Source organism: Brasilonema sp. UFV-L1, assembly GCF_012912105.1.
Taxonomy (GTDB): domain Bacteria; phylum Cyanobacteriota; class Cyanobacteriia; order Cyanobacteriales; family Nostocaceae; genus Brasilonema.
This window is the reverse complement of the sequence record NZ_QMEA01000071.1, coordinates 1-20,032: the sequence shown is the minus strand read 5'-3', so window position 1 is coordinate 20,032 and position 20,032 is coordinate 1. Positions and strand designations below refer to the sequence as shown.

The following is a 20,032-nucleotide window of genomic DNA, read 5'->3' as shown; positions in this document are numbered from 1 at the left end:
GCTCAAAACTAAAGCACTTTTGTTTTTTGAAAGTTACACAGAAAGTAAGATGAGCAGTGTAAAGTAAAATCAAGGCAATAATTCAGACAGCAGCAATGAGTTTTACTAAACTCAATGACTGCCTGATGCAACTCCCAAATCTAACATCGCCAATTTAACAGTGGCGGTGGTGTCTAAAGACCTGACCGTTCATTTCAAAGCGAATGGCTTTGTCCTGGTGGTGTCGGAAATCAATCTCAATTCCAAAGAGTCAGGCTAAGCAGAGCAATTTACTAAATTCAAATCATCATGCAAAAGCCACCTAACCAAGACTCTCAACGTCAAAACCCACGCGAGCATCAATTTCTCCGATCCGTTAACTTCTTGTTACTTAATGTGGTCGTTGTTCTAACTGTAATTGTGGGTACAGCTCGTATTCTCACCCCTATTTTGAAATCCCAAAAGATACTTCAACCAGCAGTCAGCGTTGAACCAGCTGTCAAACCGTTAATCGTTCAACCTGTGGCTGGTGAAAACATCAAACACCAAAGTAAAGATAATCAGCAACTTAGCAAGGGTGAGGCGATTGTCTTACCTTTGAAAAACCCTTCGGAAACTCCTACAAAGTGGAAACGCCCACAGCAAACTCAGAGCGGAAAACCGACACACTACGCTTCAAGAATGCCAACGGTAAACGCTAACATACCCATAACTCATTCCCAACCTCAGAGCCAAAACAACCAATTGCTTCTTAAAAGTTGGAAGTTAAATGACGCTATGCGATCGCCCTCTGAAGCACTGCACTCCGCCCAATCGCAAGTCGCCTTTACATCACCCTCAACCTCTCGTTTACAGAAAGAACCAGAAAATGACAGACGAGAGGCTTTAGCGATACCTACGCCAGAAATGAAAGACTCTGTCTCTGGTAAAGCATTCCCAAGTTCCACCTGGGAACGAGAAGATACGAGAAAAGAGGACACGAGGACGCAAAGACCAACAGACAACGGAACAAGGCGACACCAGGAAAGAGGACACAGAGATATCTCTGCGTCACCACGTCTTTCGACCTCACCAAACCTTCCTTCAAAACAGGAGACTCAACCGATGTTGTCTCGCAAGCAGAGTCACTTTAGGGCGGGTGCGTCTTTTCTTGCGTCACCGAGTCTTTCCCTCTCCATGTCATCACAGCCGCTTCACCATGTCTTCTCTCAAACGCGTCAAGTACCACGACAGAATGTAACTTCGTATCACAATCAAATTTCAAAAGTAGAACAAGCAGATAGAGTGACTCAAAATAGTCTGAAACAGAGTCAACCCAAACCATTACCAAAAGTAAGCCCTGTTGCACTAAAGCTCTCTGATGTTGTGGTCTTGGCTTTGCAAAACAATAGATCTATAAAAAACGCATATCTCGAAAGGATAGCGCAAAAACAAGACTTGGCAGTGGAAGAAGATAAATTTGCTCCTGACTTTACACCTACCCTGTCAACGTCGATGGCATCATCCGGCTCAGGTGCAACCACAACAACGACTAATGAAGTCGGTCTTGAGGCAAAAATGAAGATTCCCACCGGCGGGGAACTGAGTTTTGGGTTGACAGCTAACGCTCTAACGCCAAAGATAAGTTTTAATCAACCTCTACTAAAAGGAGCTGGAATCGATGTAAACAGAGCTTCGATTAAGACGGCTCGACTTACTGAAAAGAGTAACGTCTTGGGTTTAAAATTGACATTGACAAATACCATTACGGATGCTATAATAGGATACAGAAATTTACTACGCGCTCAGGAACGGGTAAAAATCGAGCAGCTTTCGCTGAAAAGCGCTCAAGAACTTCTGGGAATAAACCAAGCTCTGATTGAGGCGGGTAGGTTGGCACCGGTTGATATTATCCAAAGTCAGACGGCGATCGCTAACCGACAAGTTAGCTTAGTGAGTGCTCAGAATAATCTTGAGTCAACAAAGTTAGCTCTACTTCAGATTCTCGACATTTCACAAAACACTAATATTGTGGCTGCAGAAGTCCCAAAGGCGTCACCCGTGACTCTAGACGCGAACAAACTTCGGCAATTAGCGCTTTTAAATCAGCCAGAATATTTGCAGGCACAGCTAAACCTGGACAAAGCTAAACTTGACCTGTTGCAGGCAAAAAATAACAGACGCTGGGACTTGGGTTTAAATGTCAGCTATGATAATACAGGAGACAACGCAACACCAGACGTGAGAGCCGGACTAACTTTTAGCAAAACATTGGGCGATCTCACACCGGAACAGAGGTTTCAGCGCAGCCGAGTTAACCAATTGCAAGCGGAAAACAATTTGAACGATCAGCGTGAAAGTTTAGAAATTCAGGTAACAGACAGGATTAGAGATGTGAATTTGAATTTCAAGCAGGTGGAACTTGCACGCCTTGCCAGGGAGTCTTCTGAACGACAACTAGAGATTGAAAGAGAAAAGCAGCGATTGGGCAGAGGATCTGGAGTCTTTGAGATTGTGAGTCTGGAAAATAGTTTGGTAGAGGCAAGAAACGCAGAACTGAATGGAACTATTGAATATCTCAATGCTTTGACGAACCTTGATAAAACTGTAGGAACCACATTAGACACCTGGCAGGTAACAATTGAAAGCAATAAAAAGTGAGTTTTTTTCCAGTGTACTTTGGGACAGTAGCTCAACCCAACCTACGACTATCAACTACCGACTAAAACTATAAATCTTCTGCGTTCCTAACTGCTCACAACAAACAGACGAAGGCAATGTTCCTGCTGGGAACGTTTGCCGATCTAATTGCACTTGCAGGTTACTCAAAGGATCAATACCAGGAGAAATAAGAAATTCTAGCTTTTGAATATAAGGCAAAGCGACGAGTTCATCCAAAATTTGGCTAATTGCTTGCGCGTAAGGATGACTTTTGTGCTGATACCAATCAGGTGTTGCAACGTTCGGTTGGTCAAAACCTAAGTGTACAATTAAGGATGGCTGATCAAATAGGGCGATCGCCAAAGGACGTGCTTCTTCCTGTAACAACAACTCATGACTTTTCGCTAAATGCCGTAGTTTCTCTAAGCGTTCGTAGCGTTCGGTCACTGCTTCCGGATCATCTTGCCAATTTATCGCCACTGTCAACAGATAAGTCTGTAACAGCATATGACCCAGTTTTTTCGCCTTAGTTCTTAAGTAGTAAGAATTGTAGTCGTTTGCTTCAATCAACAATGGTACGCGATCTACAACTTCCAACTTGTAACCCTTTAACCCTGCAATTTTACGGGGATTATTGGTAATCAAGCGAATCTTATGTACTCCCAAATCCATGAGCATCTGTGCTCCCATACCGTAGTCTCGCAAATCAGCGGGGAATCCCAGGCGTTCATTCGCCTCTACGGTATCTAGTCCCATATCCTGCAACGAGTAAGCTTTCAATTTATTGACTAGCCCAATTCCTCGTCCTTCTTGCCGCAGGTAAACAACGACACCTTGCCCTGCATTTTCCAGCATTTTTAGTGCTGCTTGCAACTGCATCCGACAGTCGCAGCGTAAAGAACCTAAAGCATCTCCAGTCAAGCATTCGGAATGCATCCGTACCATAACTGGGTTATCTCCAAATTCAGCGGGATTACCCTTGACAATAGCAACATGCTCTGTATTGTCCAGAGTATGTCGGTAAGCGTAAATTTGGAAATGACCAAACTGGGTGGGTAAATCAGCAACGGTTTCACGCTTGATGAGGCGGTCGTGTTGGAGGCGGTAGCTGATTAAGTCCGCGATGCTGATAATTTTGAGATGATGATGCTTGGCGTAATGCATTAACTGGGATAGCCGCGCCATCGAACCGTCGGGGTTTTGAATTTCACAAATCACCCCAGCAGGGTATAATCCAGCCAATCGGGCTAAGTCAACACCAGCTTCTGTGTGTCCTGCTCGTTTGAGGACACCTCCAACCTTAGCGCGAATGGGGAAAATATGACCAGGACGGCGTAAATCTACTGGTTTTGTTCCTGGGTTGATTGCAACTTGGATTGTGCGGGCGCGGTCTTCTGCTGAAATTCCAGTGCTTACACCTAAGTGTGGTGCGGCGTCAATGCTGACTGTGAAAGCCGTTTGGTTTGTGTCGGTGATGTTGCTCACCATTAATGGTAAGTCTAATTCATCTAGGCGATCGCCCGTCATTGCCAGACAAATCAGTCCCCTAGCCTCGACTGCCATAAAATTAATGACGTCAGGAGTTGCAAATTGGGCAGCGCATATCAAATCGCCTTCATTTTCTCGGTTTTCGTCATCTACCACCACAATTTGGCGACCAGCTTTCAAGTCAGCCAGGGCGGCATCAATCGAATCAAATTCAAAGTTTTGGTTTGAAGTCGTGTTAACCTTCGACACAGACGAATTCCAGCTACCAAACGTAATTTTTTTCACAAATGCTTGTCTTCTGATTGTAGCTCTTCTAGACACTTCAGAAGTATTCTTAAGCAAAGATTCGATAACATACCGATAAATACCTGCGCCAGACAGTTGGATTTTATGATAACTAAGTGCAGCAACAACCGAAAAACAAGAAGTCTCTAGCAGAAAAATTCTGGTAGGGACAGATTTCCATATTCAAAAAGGATTTAGTAGTTATGGGCAAATTTGGACGCGTAAGAGTTGGCATTGTTGGCGCGTCAGGTTACGGCGGAGTGCAATTAGTACGACTACTCATGGATCATCCAGAGGTCGAAGTTGTTTATTTAGGTGGGGAGAGTAGCGCGGGAAAACCGTTTGCAGATCTCTATCCGCATTTAGCTCACATAGTTCATCAACCAATTGAGGCTGTAGAACCAGAAACTATTGCCCACCGTTGTGAGGTGGTTTTTCTGTCTCTACCAAATGGTTTGGCTTACAAAATCGCTCCGCAATTGTTGGACAAAGGATGTAAAGTACTGGATTTGAGTGCAGACTATCGCTTTAGCGATTTAGCAACTTATACAAGCTGGTATGGTGGCCAGAGAATGGATCTTGCAACAGCAGCGACTGCAGTTTATGGATTGCCAGAACTGTATCGCGATCGCATTAGCGAAGCACAACTGATTGGTTGTCCCGGCTGCTATCCCACTGCTAGTCTCTTGGCACTTTCACCACTCCTCAAACAAGGGCTTATTGTACCAGAAACAGCCATTATTGATGCTAAGTCAGGCACTTCTGGCGGTGGGCGTCAAGCAAAAGTTAATATGTTGCTTGCCGAGGCTGATAACTCCTTTGCCGCTTACAACGTCGTCCGTCACCGCCATACCCCAGAAATCGAGCAGATTTGTAGTGATTTAGCGGGACACGAAGTCACCGTTCAGTTTACACCACACCTTGTTCCTATGGTGCGCGGCATTTTAGCAACGGTGTATGCTACGCTACGAGACCCTGGTTTAGTGCGAGATGATTTAATCACAATTTACAAAGCCTTCTACCGTAACTCTCTTTGGGTGAAAGTCTGTGAACCAGGCGTTTATCCCCAAACAAAATGGGCTTGCGGCAGTAACCTATGTTACATAGGTATAGAAGTTGATCCACGTACTGGACGTGTGATTGTTATGTCAGCAATTGATAACCTCATCAAAGGACAGGCAGGTCAAGCTATCCAGTGTCTCAATATTATCATGGGCTGGGATGAGACACTGGGGTTGCCGAAGTTGGGGTTTTATCCGTGATTGTGGTAGAGAGCAAAGCGAGTATTGGGGCTACGGTGTACACACCGGATCGCTCAAAACCTCACCCTCGCTTTTTGCGTAGCAAAAATCTTTCCCTCTCCTTAATAAGGAGAGGGATGCCCGACAGGGCAGGGTGAGGTTTTGCGGGTCGGGAGTGGGTAATTCAAGGACTTGTGTGTACACCGTAGCCGGAGTTCCCAGAGGGATGCCCGACAGGGCAGGGTGAGGTTCCCAACGCGAGTGCGTCTCGCACCAGAAGTAATCCAAGACAATATATATTATGGACACTTTTAATGTTTAATTGTCTATGAGCAACTTGCCTCTGTACATCCCCGCAAACCTGAAAGTCTCCGAAGAGCAATTCGTACTCCTGGCTGCTGCTAACCGAGACGTACAGCTAGAACGAACCGCCACAGGAGAATTAATTATTATGCCCCCTACGGGAGGAAACACAGGTAAGCGCAATATAGATATTGAAGGACAACTTTGGTTTTGGAACCGCCAATCCAAACTTGGTGTTGCTTTTAACTCCTCAACCGCTTTCCGACTTCCCAATGGTGCAGAACGTTCTCCCGATGCAGCTTGGGTGACTCAAGCCAGATGGGATGCATTAAAACCAGAAGAACAAGACTCCTTTCCACCGCTTTGTCCAGATTTTGCGATTGAATTACGTTCCAAAAGTGACAACATGGAACCGCTACGCAAAAAGATGCAGGAATACATCGATCATGGATTGCGTTTGGGCTGGTTAATTGATACAAAAAATAAAAAAGTAGAAATTTATCGGGCACTGCAGCCAGTAGAAGTGTTGGATAATTCAACAAGTTTATCAGGAGAAGATGTTTTACCTGGGTTTGTTTTAGATTTACAAGTTGTGTTTAGTTAGCACAAATGTTTTCCTTGCTTGAGGGGCTATGACACATAACGTTGGGATCTGATAACTGATAACTGAACCGGTCAACTGTCAACAGAAAAAGTGCAACAGACGAATCACTTAATGGTTCAATTGGGTCGGTCGCGATAAGCCTCTGGCAGTACGCTACGCGTATCGCGTATCGCGCGTCGTGTGGAAGTGAGTTGCGATTTCTAGTTGCTATTGCGGGCAAGTGCGTACATATTTTGTTGACTGCAAGGGTAGCGATGCTCCAGCTCTGAGCCAAGCCCTTGTGGGCGATCGCATTGTGGGAGCGAAAAGATGGACTTGAGGCATGTGTGTGACGAGTGGTTGTAACGACAATTTGTAGTTACAATAAGTGAGTAAGTGCTGCAGTTCGGTGATGGAGTTTGAATGGGATGAAGCAAAGCGTTTTGCAAATATTCGCAAGCACGGGATCGATTTTATCGACGTTCCAGAGGTGTTTGATGGAGATACGGTAACGGTTGAAGATAATCGTTATGACTATGAAGAGCAGCGTTTCGTTACGTTCGGCTTGTTGCAAGGAATACTCGTTGCTGTTGTCCATACCGAACGTGGCGATTCTACCCGCATTATTTCAACAAGAAAGGCAACTAAGTATGAGCAACGAATCTATTTCGAGCAACTCTCAAACTGATTGGCAACGACTTGATGCAATGACTGATTCCGACATTGACTTATCGGATTGTCCAGAAATTACGCCCGAAATGTTTGCAAAAGCTGTCGTTCGACGAGGTTTACCTGCTGCGAAAAACAAAGCACAAGTCACGCTACGCATTGACAGCGATGTATTGGAGTGGTTCAAGTCACTTGGACGAGGTTATCAAACCCAAATCAACGCCCTACTGCGAGCCTATATGGAAGCTCACCGATAGCTACATGCAAAGATTTCAGGCAAAAGGGGTCACTCGCTAGCCCCGTTCGGGGGCGCTGCGCAAACGCTCAAATTCAAAATCGCGTAGCGTTGCGAGTGAAGCGAAGCAATCTCAAAATTCAAAATTAAGAACCCCACGGACGCCAGGTGCTTCAAGTCGGGGAACCCGCCCAACGCACTGGCTCATAAATCCGGGGGCTTGAAACAACGATGCTGCGCTTTTTCTGTTACGGGGTCTAAGACGTAAAAATTTAGCCAGCCCTCTAACATCAACAACTCGTTGGCAACACAATGAAATCAGCAAACTTGGCTGGCTAAATTTTAGGGGACAATGCGTCTCCATTCATAAATGAAGGGGCTTGTACCCTTATTGATCAATTCAAAAAAAACTTCTTGATTTTCTCACGCTCGCGAATGAGCGAATTTTGAATTCAAAAATGGTCAAGAGCGATAAGCCGATTGGGCATATCAGGCGTTGCGATCGCTCATGGAACGTTATGGTGTCCTCAAAGAAATTATAGATGCAGCCCAACAACGAGAAATTATAGAATTGATAAGAATTGATATTAATCTACAAATTGCCCAGCTTGAGCCGGGAGGAGATGGAAAAAATGTTCGGATTAAGCGAGTTGAAGCAAACTAGATTTTATCAAGAAGTTTTTGCTGAAGGTAAAGAAGAAGGTAAGCTCGAAACCATACCTCAGTTATTGGCTTTGGGTTTGAGTATTGAATAGATCGCTCAAGCGCTATTGCTGGATGAACAAGTTGTAAGGGGTAAACTAAATCTACTTAAAGTTATGCAAAAGTAGAAATGTCTGAAATTGCTGGTTTCATCCGTGCTGGTTACTGCTTTTAGAGCGGAGCGCGTTCACTCTTGTTCCTTTGAACTCCCAGCCATCGGTGCTTAACCGTACCCGCTATCCCTGCGGGTGGTACTGAGTTTCAAGTTTCAGGGCTTTTGCTTTAAACTTAGGTAGAAGCCACCCAAGATTTAGAGCATCGGTTACTGACGAACTTATAGAAGCTAAGTACCGCACAGTCCGAGTTAATAACTCGGATTCAACATCACCTGATTTCATGTATCGAGTAATGTTGTTGTCTGTGCCTCGAACACGGATATTTACTGCCGCGTTCAAATCAGCTTGTATCACGTCCCCCGTGTAACGGATAAAGCGATCCCCAGACCGACGACCTAAAAGCGTCCCGGTCAAAGAATCAACTTGCGACGTGTAAGCAGGGTTTACCACTGATACTGTACTCCCTGTCTCCAATGCAATTAAATCGATTGAAGCTTGTAACTCCCCCTTCATCCATTGGTTTAGCTTGCGATTGATGTGCTTGGCTTGTTGCTTACCTTTGATTGGTTGGGTGAGGTCTTCACAGATAATATCAACGGGTGTAGTGATTGTCCGTCGTAAATCTCTACGAATGAAATTCTGTATAGTCGCCTTCTCGCGCACAAGAAGACGTGATTTTACCTTGTGCCCTAGATTGTTTTTGAGGATATTTGCGCCCTTGCCAGGGTTGCTTTGTGCGTGGGCAAACAACCTGTAACGATTGCGGTTAGTGCGAGTAATGCGGTTTGTTTTTGCCGTCATCAATTGCCCTAATTTCTCAGCAATCTTAATACCTTCTGAAGTATAAAAGCCTTCGGTATAACCTTTATCAATACCTATTTTTTGAGTGGGTTTACTTTGTGGTAATACTAGGGTTTTGATGCGAATGCAATGAACCTCTAGACTACCTTGATCGTTACGAATTAGCCGGATTTGACCTTTAATTACGTGTCTGCAACGCAATTTTAAAGTGATGCGTTTACCCTTGACGAATCCTGCAACTTCTAGCTGTACAGAACTTCTGGTTAATCGTTTACAGGAATATCCTGCACCCTGATAAACAATTTGATTTCTAACAAATGTATGACCTTTGAGGTACTGTTTTCTGAATTGGCGATGTAACCAATTATCACCAGTTGGATTAATGTTGAGCAGGTCAGTTAAACGTTTGCGTTCTATTTCATCCTTGGTTTTGCGGTAAATATCCCGAATCAAAAAAGTCTTAACCGCTTCCTGTTGTGCGGATATTGTTTTCATTGCGTCGTTAACCGACCATTCCCACAACTTAGCAGGCAGTCTAATATCGGTAGGTTTTAAGATAGTGCGGACTATTGGATCTGCTTTTTTCCAATCTAGCCCCCACCCTTGCAGAGAACCAAGTTTGTTGTAACTTAAAGCTCTTGGAGTGCCGCACAGGTACATGATTTTGTTTACCTGGGTTTCATCGGAACAAGAAACAACAGGAATTACCTGGGTGTAGATGTATTCAGTTTTCTGTTGTTTCTTGCTTACCACCACTAAACCTCAAACAAGAAATCTATGATAACCTATCTTTAGACGTAGCGCAATGTCTAGAGTATTCATGGGTAAAAAAAAGATTAGAGGGGAAGGACAAGACTACGATGAAGTTAAGACAAACGTCAACATAGCTTTGACCCCAACAGCAAAAAAACTCCTACAAGAACGGGCTAATACGCTTGGTTGCAGGAGTCTTAGCGACTTGATCGAAAAGTGGGCAAGAGCAGAAATCACTTAATTTTGCCGAGATTTACCCATATTTTTGATGTTCTGTTCAACCGCTTGCCGCACAACCGAAATTATAAAGCGCCATTGAGTGCTATCACGCTGCAAGTGGGATGCGGGAGAACCCCTGCCTTTACATGAGGGGATGAAATCCGACAAGGGCGAGTTTTAACTCGTTGTTTCTCTGTTAAAATGTTTCAAGAACGACACGTAGGGTGGGCAGTGCTTAGCAAAACCCGGATGTAGTCAGCAAAATACGGTAAGCACTGCCCACCCTACAATACTAGAACACTGGTCGCTCTGAAGCTTTTAGAGCGTTTGACGGAAGTTGCAATAAAAGAAAGTGTTGCCGCACGTTGGTTTCTTCTCCCCGCAGCCTGGTCGCTAACCTTAGTCCCCTCGGCACCCCCTGGCGGTGTGCCTGCAGCCTATATTGCCGCCAGACACGGGTGATGGCCAGACACGGGTGTCGTCTCGGTGCCTCTGTACACCTGGGTGTCCTAAACTGCTCTCAAGGCTCGCCCCAACAGCCTCCGCCGCCGACAAATCCGCCCCCAAAGCGCCGACAACAACCGCCACAGACAAGCCCGCCACGAGACAAACCCGCCTTCCTATGGTTTTCATCTTCATTTTTATCTCTAAAAAGGATAATTAGTGAAGTGTTCTCCATATGCTACCCTTTTTTGGATACCTACAAAAAACATTTCCAAAAAAGATTCACAAAATTTTGCAAAAATTAAGGCAATCAGTGGGGATTTGAACCACCACTGATTAAAAAAATTAATTCGGTCCTAGTCCCACAGCACCAGCGTAAACGGCGAGTTCGCCCAACTCATCCTCAATGCGTAGCAAACGGTTGTATTTTGCTACCCGTTCACTACGACACAGGGAACCCGTTTTGATTTGACCTGCACGGGTTGCGACAGCTAAATCAGCAATTGTTGTGTCTTCTGTTTCACCAGAACGATGGCTAATCACGGAGCGAAAACTGTTGCGAGTCGCCAAGTCAATCGTTTGCAAAGTTTCTGTCAAAGAACCAATTTGATTGAGTTTAATCAAAATCGCGTTAGCAGCTTTGAGTTCGATTCCTTTTTGCAAGCGCGTGACGTTGGTGACAAACAAGTCATCCCCGACTAATTGCACGCGAGAACCTAGCTTCTGGGTTAGTAACTGCCAATTTTGCCAATCTTCCTCATGCAAGCCATCCTCAATTGACACAATCGGGTATTCGTCAACCAGTTGCGCGAGATAATCAACAAACTCACCCCCAGAGTGAGGTTTACCGTCGTAGACATACTGCCCATCTTTGTAAAACTCACTCGCCGCAACATCCAACGCCAAAGCAACTTGTTCTCCTGGTTTGTAACCAGCTTTCTCAATTGCTGCAACTAGCAACTCTAGCGCCACCTGATTTGACTCCAGATTAGGGGCAAAACCGCCTTCATCTCCGACACCAGTTAGTAAACCTTTTTCATCCAACACTTGGCTGAGGGTTGCAAACACCTCCGCACCCCAGCGTAAGGCTTCTCGGAAAGAAGACGCCCCAATGGGGACAACCATAAATTCTTGAAAATCTACGTTATTTGCTGCATGCGCACCGCCGTTAATCACGTTCATCAGCGGTACGGGTAATAAATTTGCTAGTGGACCACCTAAATAGCGATAAAGGGGAATTCCCAAAGACTCAGCCCCAGCTTTTGCTGCTGCTAAGGAAACCGCTAGAATCGCATTAGCACCAAGATGGGATTTATTAGCGGAACCATCTAAGGCAATCATCGTGCGATCAAGCAATTCCTGGTTGAGGACATCCATGTTGATCAACTTTGGAGCAAGTACTTCTTCAACATTTTGCACCGCCTTGAGTACGCCTTTACCCCCGTAACGTGTTTTATCCTTATCCCGCAGTTCGTGCGCTTCAAAAGTGCCAGTAGACGCACCACTGGGAACCTGCGCCAATCCTACAGCACCATTGACCAAATGTACTTCTGCTTCAATTGTTGGTCTACCCCGAGAGTCAAGGATTTCACGGGCAACAATAGCTTCGATCGCAGTGTCAAACATCTGTTCTTCATCCTTTATTTAGCGTGCGTTCTTTCTGCCGTTTACAAAAAGTTAAATGCGGATCTCCGACCATCTAGCATATGCGTTTGCGGGACTCTATGTGCTCTCGTTTAACGAAGATTCTAGATCTGTGGTTAACAAAAGGTTGACACAGTACTGCCTGGTTAACTAGCCGGCCGGGGGACTTCCCGCCCAGTTAGTTAAAAATAATGATGACATTTGAAGATTTGCTAGGATTTCCGTGAACATACTCAATCACTATGGTGAAGGACATTATTACCCATGCCCTACAGTGAGTTTACCTTGAAAAAAGTTAAACAAACATTTGGATTAACGACTGTTGAGGGAGAAAGATTTCTGCCAAAAATAGAATCGATTACTCCTAGCAGTATTCTGACTGCCTTTTTAGAAGAAAGCTTACCAGTGGCGATAGCTTCGCTGCTGCCTTCGGCAGATCGCTACGGGGAGTGAAAAGGCACGTTTTGAGTTAATTATCAGTCCTATCTTACTAGAAGTACGAAAGATTTTCAACAGACAAATTAGCCTCTTCTCTGGTACAGAATTTACTGTAGATCCCGCTTCTGGATTGACCGGAGTCTGTGATTTTCTTCTCAGTCGCTCCCCAGAACAGTTAGAAATTGAGGCTCCAGCCGTTGTGATTATTGAGGCAAAAAAGGCAGATTTGAATTCGGGAATTGGACAGTGTATTGCTGAAATGGTTGCTGCTCAGAAATTTAATGAGGCGAATCATCAACCGATTTTTACTATTTATGGAAGTGTCACCAATGGGACTGCTTGGAGGTTTCTGCAATTAACAGAGCAAACTGTCACGATTGAGCTTACAGATTATCCCCTCGTTCCTGTTGATTTCATACTAGGGATTTTAGTATGGATGGTATCTTTTTCTCAAGAACATTGAGAAAATGTAAGATTCATAAATTAGCGATTGAGATCATGTGAGCATTAAGAAAACAGACAATCTAAAAATAAGATTATTAATTTTTTATATAAAAATAAAAACTAATAATGTGACAGTTTCAGGTGTGGAGTCTAAGTTCCAAAACAAAACATATCTTACAAAAAAAGACTTTTGTCTATAAAACCACAGATAAACACAGATGTAGACCGATAAATTATTTGTGTACATTGGTCTGCATCTACGGTTCCAAATACGAAACCAAAATTTTTGCCAGCAGCTTAGTAGTCGTTCACGAATTCCTCAAATTTTGCATCTACGCTGCAAATATATGTATTCCTTACCAACAGGAAAAGACAATGACCCAAAAGAAAACTGACCCTTACTCAGCTTTAATCGAAATTCCCGCCGGATATCTCAACATTATGGGCTATATCGATGAATCACAAGTGAATGGTCCTGGGTGTCGTGCTGTTGTTTGGGTGCAAGGTTGTTTACGAGAGTGTCCAGGTTGTTTTAATGTTGAGTCCTGGTCATTTGAAATGAATCAACTTATATCTATTGACAGCCTTGCCGAGAAAATTTTGAGCAATCCTCGCAATCAAGGAGTGACATTTTCTGGAGGGGAACCGTTTTGGCAAGCCCCGGCACTGGCTGTTCTTGCTTCTAAGATAAAAGCAGGCGGACTGAATGTGATGTCTTTTTCCGGGTTTACTCTAGAGCAGTTACAATCCCAATATGCCCCAGCTGGCGCTCAAGACTTGTTGAAGCAGTTAGATATCTTGATAGATGGTCCATATATCCAGTCACTAGCCATAAATTCACCGGATTCTCCTGTTTCTTCCAGCAATCAACGCGTTCACGTTTTTAATCCCGCTTTGAAAGATAAAATTACTTGGGCAAGCGACCAAATAGAAGTTCATATTTTCAAAGATGGTAGCCGTCTGATCACTGGCTACCGAGGACAGTTGGAGTTGTCGGAGTGATCAGGGACCAAGGGAGTCAGAGAGTGAGAGAGTATGGGAGTATGGAAGTCACAGAGTGAGGAAAAATTCCTTCCCTCTTTCCCTCCTTCCCGACAGCATCTCCCCAGTAATGAAGACGATTCCCAGTTTAAAATATTCAGCGGAACCACAAAATATCAAAGCAAAAAGGGAAAATTATGCGACTCTTGCATACAATGCTACGAGTAGGTAACCTTGAGGAATCCCTGAAGTTCTACTGTGATGTCCTGGGAATGAAGCTGTTGCGGCAAAAAGATTATCCTGGAGGAGAGTTTACTTTGGCTTTTGTTGGCTACGGCGATGAAAGTGAAAACACTGTACTAGAACTTACTTATAACTGGGGTGTAGAAAAGTACGATTTTGGAAATGCTTACGGTCATATCGCCATTGGAGTTGATGATATTTACACGACTTGTGAAGAAATCAAAAAGCTTGGTGGTAAAGTGGTACGAGAACCAGGACCAATGAAACACGGTTCTACTGTCATTGCTTTTGTCGAAGACCCAAATGGGTATAAAGTAGAACTGATTCAGACGAAATCTTAGAAAAATGCTGTTAAATAAAAAACAGAACAGCAAATGATGACTCAGTAAATATAACCAAAAAACAGGTGTGATGGAGTTGAGCGTCAAGCAATGCCTACGGCAAAGAATTCGTTCTCCAAAATTGTTGGCTTGGAGTTTACTCATAATTTGCGGAATTCTTAGCCAAACCTTTTGTTTTCCAAAAGCAGCGAATTCTTTGTCTTCTCCAAAGCAGCAAAAAACTGCTATTGCAATTTATTTTGGTGAAGATGATTTTGGTGAGGATGATTTTGGTGAGGATGACCTGCATGATGTCAAGATGCCAGATAAATTTCAACGGTTTACCAAATCAGCACTAGGAGCAAAATTTCCAGAAACGTTTGTCAAAGCGGATGTGGCAAATGATCACATGACAGGTAGAACAGATGATTTACCTGTGACTTTCACAGAATATAACTCCTGGGCGGTGTTTTCTGACATGGAGTCTCAGTCTGTCAAGAAATCTGATAGCCAGAATACGAATGCTCAGAGCTTACCTCAAGAGCCTTCGGTAAATGAGCCTGGTAATATTAACACGAACACTGAAACATTACCTCAGCAACCTTCGGTTTCGCAATTGTCTGATATTCAACCGACTGATTGGGCATATCAGGCATTGCGATCGCTCATGGAACGTTATGGTGTCCTCTCAGGCTATTCAGATAACACGTTTCGTGGAAACCGTCCTCTGTCTCGTTATGAATTTGCTGCTGGTTTGGCAGCTACCTTAGATAAAGTGGATAGCCTGATTGGCAACCGTATTGGGGATCCGTTCATTCAAGAAGACTTGATTGTCTTACGACGGTTACAAAGAGAATATCGTTCAGCTTTGGATGACTTGTACAACAGACTCGACAAAATTGGCGATCGCGTCACGCGACTACAAAAAAATCGATTTTCCGCAACCACTAAACTCAATGCTCAAGCGATTATTGCCTTTACACAAGGTAATGATGCCAATGCGACCATTATCTCCCGCGAACGGTTAAATTTATCCACTAGCTTCAACAGTAAAGATTTACTCCTGACTCAGCTAGAAGTTGGTAACAATGGTGATGATGCGATTGGTCGGGCACATAAAAGGGAAAATCTGAATCTGTTGGGAACAAGTGGTTTAATTGCCACTGGTGGCGGACTTGATTATGTAGATGTTGATTCTGATTTGAAACTCAGACGCTTGTACTACTCTTTTCGTCCCGTGTCAGATTTATCTGTGACAGTTGGAGCAAAAATGTCTCCACGAGATTTTATTGATCGTAATAGATATGCTAATAACGAGGCGGTTGATTTTAGTTCCAGTTTTTTTCTGAATAATCCTTTGATTGTGCAAAACCAAATTGACCGAAATGGGGGTGCAGGAATAGCGGTAGCCTGGAATCCAGGTAGTAGCCCACTGACTTTGCGTTCTCTCTACATTGCTGCTGATGCAAATGTTGTCAATTCAGATGCTAATGGTGGTTTATTTGGGGATAGATATCAAGCGAGTACAGAACTGGAATACTCACTCAACAAGCAATTTGCATTAAGACTACAATATACTAAAGCGCAAATCAACAACACCGACATCAACGCCTTTGGGGTTAATGCCGAATATGCCTTCAACCGGAATATAGGAATTTTTACTCGCCTGGGATTTGGAAGTTATCAAGGGTTTAACACTGCCATTAACCAAGATTTAGATTTACAGCCCTTTAGTTGGGCGGTCGGCTTTGGTCTTCGTAACCTCTTGATTCCTGGTACTGTTGGAGGTATCGCCGTTGGTCAACCTTTTGTCACTGATGGTTTGGGAAATGTCACCCAAACAAATATTGAGGCATTTTATAATTTGGAGCTAAGTGATCATGTTAGTATTACACCCGTATTTTCAGTAGTCACAAACGCAAATAACGATAGCTCCACCGGTACTATCTGGCAAGGTACCTTGAGAACGGTGGTTTCCTTTTAAAGTAACTTCATAACTCAGCGCTTGCACGCTAACTAGAAACTATCGTCAAATTGCAACCCCAGATACAAGTAAACAAGCTCCAAAGATGGTTGGATAGTACTTTAAAGTCAATATCTACATCCATAGTTTAAAATCCAAAATCTCAAGTCTCAAATCTCAAATTGTAAAGATGCAGCCTACAGATCCGAATAAATTTACTGATAAAGCCTGGGAAGCGATTGTAAAATCACAAGATATTGTCCGAGCGTATCAACAACAACAACTTGATGTCGAACATTTATTAATTGCTTTATTACAAGAACCGACTGGGCTAGCAACACGTATCCTCAATCGTTGCGAGATAGACACCTTACGCTTGCAACAGCAAATAGAAGGATTTACTCAACGTCAACCGAAAGTGGGTAAAGCTGAGCAACTCTACCTCAGTCGTAATTTAGATACTTTACTAGACCGAGCGGAAGAAGCAAGAGCTAGGATGAAAGATTCCTACATTTCTATTGAACACTTGCTTTTGGCTTTTGCTGAAGATGAACGCATCGGAAGACGGATATTCAAAAGCTTTAACTTAGACACCGCCAAGCTAGAAACGACTATCAAGACGGTTCGCGGTAGCCAAAAGGTGACCGACCAAAACCCAGAGTCTCGTTACGAAGCTCTGCAAAAGTTTGGCAGAGACTTGACAGAACAAGCAAAAAGCGGTAAGCTAGATCCGGTTATAGGGCGAGATGACGAAATCCGCCGACTGATACAAGTATTGTCCCGTCGTAGTAAGAATAACCCTGTACTGATAGGTGAACCAGGGGTAGGAAAGACGGCGATCGCAGAAGCATTAGCACAGCGCATTATCAACGGTGATGTTCCAGAGTCTTTGAAAAACCGTCAACTCATAGCCCTCGATATCGGTAGCTTGATTGCTGGAGCAAAGTATCGCGGTGAATTTGAAGACCGATTAAAATCTGTCCTCAAGGAAGTGATAGAGTCGAATGGTCAAGTTGTGCTGTTTATTGATGAACTGCACACCGTCGTTGGGACTGGTTCCACCCAACAAGGAGCAATGGACGCAGGGAATTTGCTCAAACCCATGTTGGCGCGAGGAGAACTGCGCTGTATTGGTGCAACGACTTTGGATGAGTACCGTAAATATATTGAAAAAGACGCAGCTTTAGAACGGCGTTTTCAGCAAGTCTTTGTCGATCAGCCGAGTGTGGAAAATACAATTTCTATTCTGCGGGGACTCAAAGAACGTTACGAAGTTCATCACAACGTCAAAATTTCTGATTCAGCGCTGGTAGCAGCAGCAACATTGTCTGCGCGTTACATTTCTGACCGCTTTTTACCAGATAAAGCTATTGATTTGGTAGATGAAGCAGCAGCACAGTTGAAAATGGAAATTACCTCCAAACCGACGGAATTGGAAACCATCGACCGACGGCTGATGCAGCTAGAAATGGAAAAACTGTCGTTGGCAGGGGAAGAGAAAGCGACGATTCAAACCAAAGAGCGTTTGGCTCGAATTGAGCAAGAAATTACCAATTTGACAGAAAAACAGCAAGAATTGAATGGGCAGTGGCAAGGAGAAAAACAGCTACTCGAAGCAATTAGTGCTTTAAAGCAAGAAGAAGAAAAGCTGCGGGTGCAAATTGAACAAGCAGAACGCGCTTATGATTTGAATAAAGCCGCACAGTTGAAGTATGGTAAGTTGGAAGGAGTGCAGCGCGATCGCGAATCCAAAGAAGCGCAATTGCTAAAAATTCAAAGTACAGGAACAACTCTGTTACGGGAACAAGTCACGGAATCCGATATTGCTGAAATTGTTGCGAAATGGACTGGAATTCCCGTTAATCGTCTGTTGGAATCTGAACGGCAAAAGTTGCTGCAACTAGAAAATCATCTCCATGAAAGAGTGATTGGACAACAAGAAGCAGTTTCTGCTGTCTCAGCAGCAATTCGTCGCGCGCGTGCGGGAATGAAAGATCCCAGTCGCCCAATTGGCTCATTTTTGTTCATGGGACCGACAGGAGTTGGTAAAACTGAACTCGCTCGTGCTTTAGCACAGTTTCTCTTTGATTCTGATGATGCTTTGGTGCGTCTGGATATGTCCGAGTATATGGAGAAACACTCTGTTTCTCGCTTGGTTGGTGCGCCTCCAGGATACGTAGGTTACGAAGAAGGCGGTCAACTTTCAGAAAGCATTCGTCGTCGTCCTTATTCAGTCGTACTTTTGGATGAAGTCGAGAAAGCTCACCCCGATGTGTTTAATATTTTATTGCAAGTCTTAGATGACGGGAGAATTACTGACTCGCAAGGACGAACAGTAGATTTCCGTAATACTGTCATAGTCATGACTAGTAATATCGGTAGCGAATACATATTAGACATATCTGGTGATGATGCCAATTATGAAAAGATGCGGAACCGAGTCATGGATGCTTTGCGATCGCACTTCCGTCCAGAATTCCTCAACCGCGTGGATGACATGATTCTCTTCCATACTCTGAATCGCAGCGAAATGCGACAAATCATCCGTATCCAACTCAAGCGCGTGGAAAATCTTTTACGCGAACAGAAGATTTCCTTGGAGATATCTTCAGCAGCTTGTGACTATCTCGTGGAAGTGGGATATGATCCAGTATACGGGGCACGTCCTATAAAACGAGCACTACAGCGAGAAGTAGAAAACCCCGTCGCGACTAAGTTGTTAGAAAATACTTTTGTCCCTGGTGACACGATTGTGATTGACAAAGCGGATCATGGGTTGACTTTTAGTAAGAAAATGGTGGTGAAGGTGCCAACGGTGCCAAATAAGACGTTGTTAATTGAAGCATCACGTGAAGTGTGAGAATTAGCAGCAGGGTGTGTTAAGCGTATTGCTTAATTCGCATCCTGCAAAGCCTGTGATATGAGCGATATAATTCCAAGCTGTATTCTAGAAATTTAAGAAGCTTCACAAATAAATGCCTGCAAAGGATGTATATCATGATGTAGTTGTACAAGCACTGATAGCGGATGGCTGGACAATTACTGATGACCCTTTATATTTAGCTTACGGGGGTCGAAATCTGTATGTGGATCTTGGTGCAGAAGGTGATACGATAGCTGCTGAAAAGGATTCTCAAAAAATTGCCGTTGAAATTAAGAGTTTTCTCAGCCTTTCGCCAATACGTGACCTTCAGGAGGCAGTGGGACAATATGATATCTATCGCACTGTACTTTTAGAATTAGAAGCAGAACGCTTACTTTATCTGGCAATTCCTCTGCGAGTTTATGAAAGTTTATTTTCAGAACGCTTTGGTCAATTAATCCTCAATCGGATACGAATCTGCTTAATTGTTTTTGATGAGCAACAACCGAGGATTGTGCAATGGATAAACTAACAAAGTATCGTGAAATTGTGCGGAAAGTTATCTCCGAATATACCACCCACAAGCCTTATCACGGTCAAATTGATGTTGGAGCTATTATAGATCAATACGGTTCAGTTAAGCCCCAAAGTCAGGTAAAGTAAGCATTATTCGCAAGC

General features: G+C 43.8%; 16 protein-coding genes and 1 pseudogene. 14 read left to right on the top strand and 3 right to left on the bottom strand.

Annotation, left to right across the window (positions count from 1 at the left end; translation table 11 throughout):
- The first annotated feature begins 288 nt into the window (after window positions 1-288).
- Entirely contained in the window at window positions 289-2,619 is a 2,331-nt protein-coding gene (locus DP117_RS20345; protein ID WP_248277740.1) for a TolC family protein, read from the top strand.
- A 54-nt stretch (window positions 2,620-2,673) separates the two neighbouring features.
- Here DP117_RS20345 and ribBA read toward each other — a convergent pair whose 3' ends face one another.
- Entirely contained in the window at window positions 2,674-4,356 is a 1,683-nt protein-coding gene (ribBA, locus tag DP117_RS20340) for a bifunctional 3,4-dihydroxy-2-butanone-4-phosphate synthase/GTP cyclohydrolase II (protein ID WP_169220086.1), read from the bottom strand.
- 239 nt (window positions 4,357-4,595) lie between these two features.
- On the opposite strand from ribBA, the gene argC reads away from it, so the two are divergent.
- From argC to DP117_RS37315, 5 genes are all read left to right on the top strand, one after another.
- Window positions 4,596-5,654: an N-acetyl-gamma-glutamyl-phosphate reductase gene (argC, locus tag DP117_RS20335; protein WP_169220073.1), complete on the top strand. Its 1,059-nt coding sequence runs from the start codon at window positions 4,596-4,598 to the stop codon at window positions 5,652-5,654.
- A gap of 307 nt (window positions 5,655-5,961) precedes the next feature.
- Window positions 5,962-6,540, top strand: a complete 579-nt coding sequence (locus DP117_RS20330) for a Uma2 family endonuclease (protein ID WP_169220072.1) — start codon at window positions 5,962-5,964, stop codon at window positions 6,538-6,540.
- Window positions 6,541-6,931: 391 nt separating this feature from the next.
- On the top strand, window positions 6,932-7,207 hold the full coding sequence (locus tag DP117_RS20325; protein ID WP_169220071.1) for a BrnT family toxin: 276 nt from the start codon (window positions 6,932-6,934) through the stop codon (window positions 7,205-7,207).
- Window positions 7,170-7,445 (top strand): BrnA antitoxin family protein, encoded by a 276-nt coding sequence (locus tag DP117_RS20320; protein ID WP_169220070.1) that lies wholly within the window; start codon window positions 7,170-7,172, stop codon window positions 7,443-7,445. Before DP117_RS20325 ends, DP117_RS20320 begins: the two co-directional genes overlap by 38 nt.
- A gap of 486 nt (window positions 7,446-7,931) precedes the next feature.
- Entirely contained in the window at window positions 7,932-8,087 is a 156-nt protein-coding gene (locus DP117_RS37315; RefSeq protein WP_339381343.1) for a hypothetical protein, read from the top strand.
- A 274-nt stretch (window positions 8,088-8,361) separates the two neighbouring features.
- Here DP117_RS37315 and DP117_RS37310 read toward each other — a convergent pair whose 3' ends face one another.
- Entirely contained in the window at window positions 8,362-9,795 is a 1,434-nt protein-coding gene (locus DP117_RS37310) for a zinc ribbon domain-containing protein (protein WP_339381342.1), read from the bottom strand.
- Between the two features lie 52 nt (window positions 9,796-9,847).
- Between DP117_RS37310 and DP117_RS20305 the strand changes: the two genes are divergently transcribed.
- Window positions 9,848-10,036 carry a hypothetical protein gene (locus tag DP117_RS20305; protein ID WP_169220068.1) on the top strand — a complete coding sequence of 63 codons (189 nt, stop codon included), beginning with the start codon at window positions 9,848-9,850 and terminating at the stop codon, window positions 10,034-10,036.
- A gap of 767 nt (window positions 10,037-10,803) precedes the next feature.
- Here DP117_RS20305 and eno read toward each other — a convergent pair.
- Window positions 10,804-12,084, bottom strand: coding sequence for a phosphopyruvate hydratase (eno, locus tag DP117_RS20300; RefSeq protein ID WP_169220067.1), 1,281 nt, complete (start codon window positions 12,082-12,084; stop codon window positions 10,804-10,806).
- A gap of 282 nt (window positions 12,085-12,366) precedes the next feature.
- Between eno and DP117_RS20295 the strand changes: the two are divergent.
- From DP117_RS20295 to DP117_RS20260, 7 genes and pseudogenes are all read left to right on the top strand, one after another.
- A pseudogene (locus tag DP117_RS20295) lies at window positions 12,367-13,003 on the top strand (hypothetical protein).
- Window positions 13,004-13,359: 356 nt separating this feature from the next.
- Window positions 13,360-13,986 (top strand): 4Fe-4S single cluster domain-containing protein, encoded by a 627-nt coding sequence (locus tag DP117_RS20290; RefSeq protein WP_169220066.1) that lies wholly within the window; start codon window positions 13,360-13,362, stop codon window positions 13,984-13,986.
- A 176-nt stretch (window positions 13,987-14,162) separates the two neighbouring features.
- Window positions 14,163-14,549 carry a lactoylglutathione lyase gene (gene gloA, locus DP117_RS20285; RefSeq protein WP_169220065.1) on the top strand — a complete coding sequence of 129 codons (387 nt, stop codon included), beginning with the start codon at window positions 14,163-14,165 and terminating at the stop codon, window positions 14,547-14,549.
- A 70-nt stretch (window positions 14,550-14,619) separates the two neighbouring features.
- The gene (locus DP117_RS20275; RefSeq protein WP_248277743.1) at window positions 14,620-16,512 is read left to right on the top strand and encodes an iron uptake porin; all 1,893 of its coding nucleotides are present in this window, start codon (window positions 14,620-14,622) and stop codon (window positions 16,510-16,512) included.
- A 169-nt stretch (window positions 16,513-16,681) separates the two neighbouring features.
- A complete protein-coding gene (clpB, locus tag DP117_RS20270) occupies window positions 16,682-19,351 on the top strand; it encodes an ATP-dependent chaperone ClpB (RefSeq protein ID WP_169220064.1) in 2,670 nt (889 codons plus the stop codon).
- A gap of 115 nt (window positions 19,352-19,466) precedes the next feature.
- On the top strand, window positions 19,467-19,886 hold the full coding sequence (locus DP117_RS20265; protein ID WP_169220063.1) for an element excision factor XisH family protein: 420 nt from the start codon (window positions 19,467-19,469) through the stop codon (window positions 19,884-19,886).
- On the top strand, window positions 19,874-20,017 hold the full coding sequence (locus DP117_RS20260) for a XisI protein (protein ID WP_248277739.1): 144 nt from the start codon (window positions 19,874-19,876) through the stop codon (window positions 20,015-20,017). Before DP117_RS20265 ends, DP117_RS20260 begins: the two co-directional genes overlap by 13 nt.
- The last annotated feature ends 15 nt before the right edge of the window (window positions 20,018-20,032 follow it).

What these genes read in the sequence shown, in the direction of transcription:
- DP117_RS20345 (WP_248277740.1), top strand. Translation starts at nt 289, where the DNA reads ATGCAAAAGCCACCTAACCAAGACTCTCAACGTCAAAACCCACGCGAG.
- argC (WP_169220073.1), top strand. Translation starts at nt 4,596, where the DNA reads ATGGGCAAATTTGGACGCGTAAGAGTTGGCATTGTTGGCGCGTCAGGT.
- DP117_RS20330 (WP_169220072.1), top strand. Translation starts at nt 5,962, where the DNA reads ATGAGCAACTTGCCTCTGTACATCCCCGCAAACCTGAAAGTCTCCGAA.
- DP117_RS20325 (WP_169220071.1), top strand. Translation starts at nt 6,932, where the DNA reads ATGGAGTTTGAATGGGATGAAGCAAAGCGTTTTGCAAATATTCGCAAG.
- DP117_RS20320 (WP_169220070.1), top strand. Translation starts at nt 7,170, where the DNA reads ATGAGCAACGAATCTATTTCGAGCAACTCTCAAACTGATTGGCAACGA.
- DP117_RS37315 (WP_339381343.1), top strand. Translation starts at nt 7,932, where the DNA reads ATGGAACGTTATGGTGTCCTCAAAGAAATTATAGATGCAGCCCAACAA.
- DP117_RS20305 (WP_169220068.1), top strand. Translation starts at nt 9,848, where the DNA reads ATGTCTAGAGTATTCATGGGTAAAAAAAAGATTAGAGGGGAAGGACAA.
- eno (WP_169220067.1), bottom strand. Translation starts at nt 12,084, where the DNA reads ATGTTTGACACTGCGATCGAAGCTATTGTTGCCCGTGAAATCCTTGAC.
- DP117_RS20290 (WP_169220066.1), top strand. Translation starts at nt 13,360, where the DNA reads ATGACCCAAAAGAAAACTGACCCTTACTCAGCTTTAATCGAAATTCCC.
- gloA (WP_169220065.1), top strand. Translation starts at nt 14,163, where the DNA reads ATGCGACTCTTGCATACAATGCTACGAGTAGGTAACCTTGAGGAATCC.
- DP117_RS20275 (WP_248277743.1), top strand. Translation starts at nt 14,620, where the DNA reads ATGGAGTTGAGCGTCAAGCAATGCCTACGGCAAAGAATTCGTTCTCCA.
- clpB (WP_169220064.1), top strand. Translation starts at nt 16,682, where the DNA reads ATGCAGCCTACAGATCCGAATAAATTTACTGATAAAGCCTGGGAAGCG.
- DP117_RS20265 (WP_169220063.1), top strand. Translation starts at nt 19,467, where the DNA reads ATGCCTGCAAAGGATGTATATCATGATGTAGTTGTACAAGCACTGATA.
- DP117_RS20260 (WP_248277739.1), top strand. Translation starts at nt 19,874, where the DNA reads ATGGATAAACTAACAAAGTATCGTGAAATTGTGCGGAAAGTTATCTCC.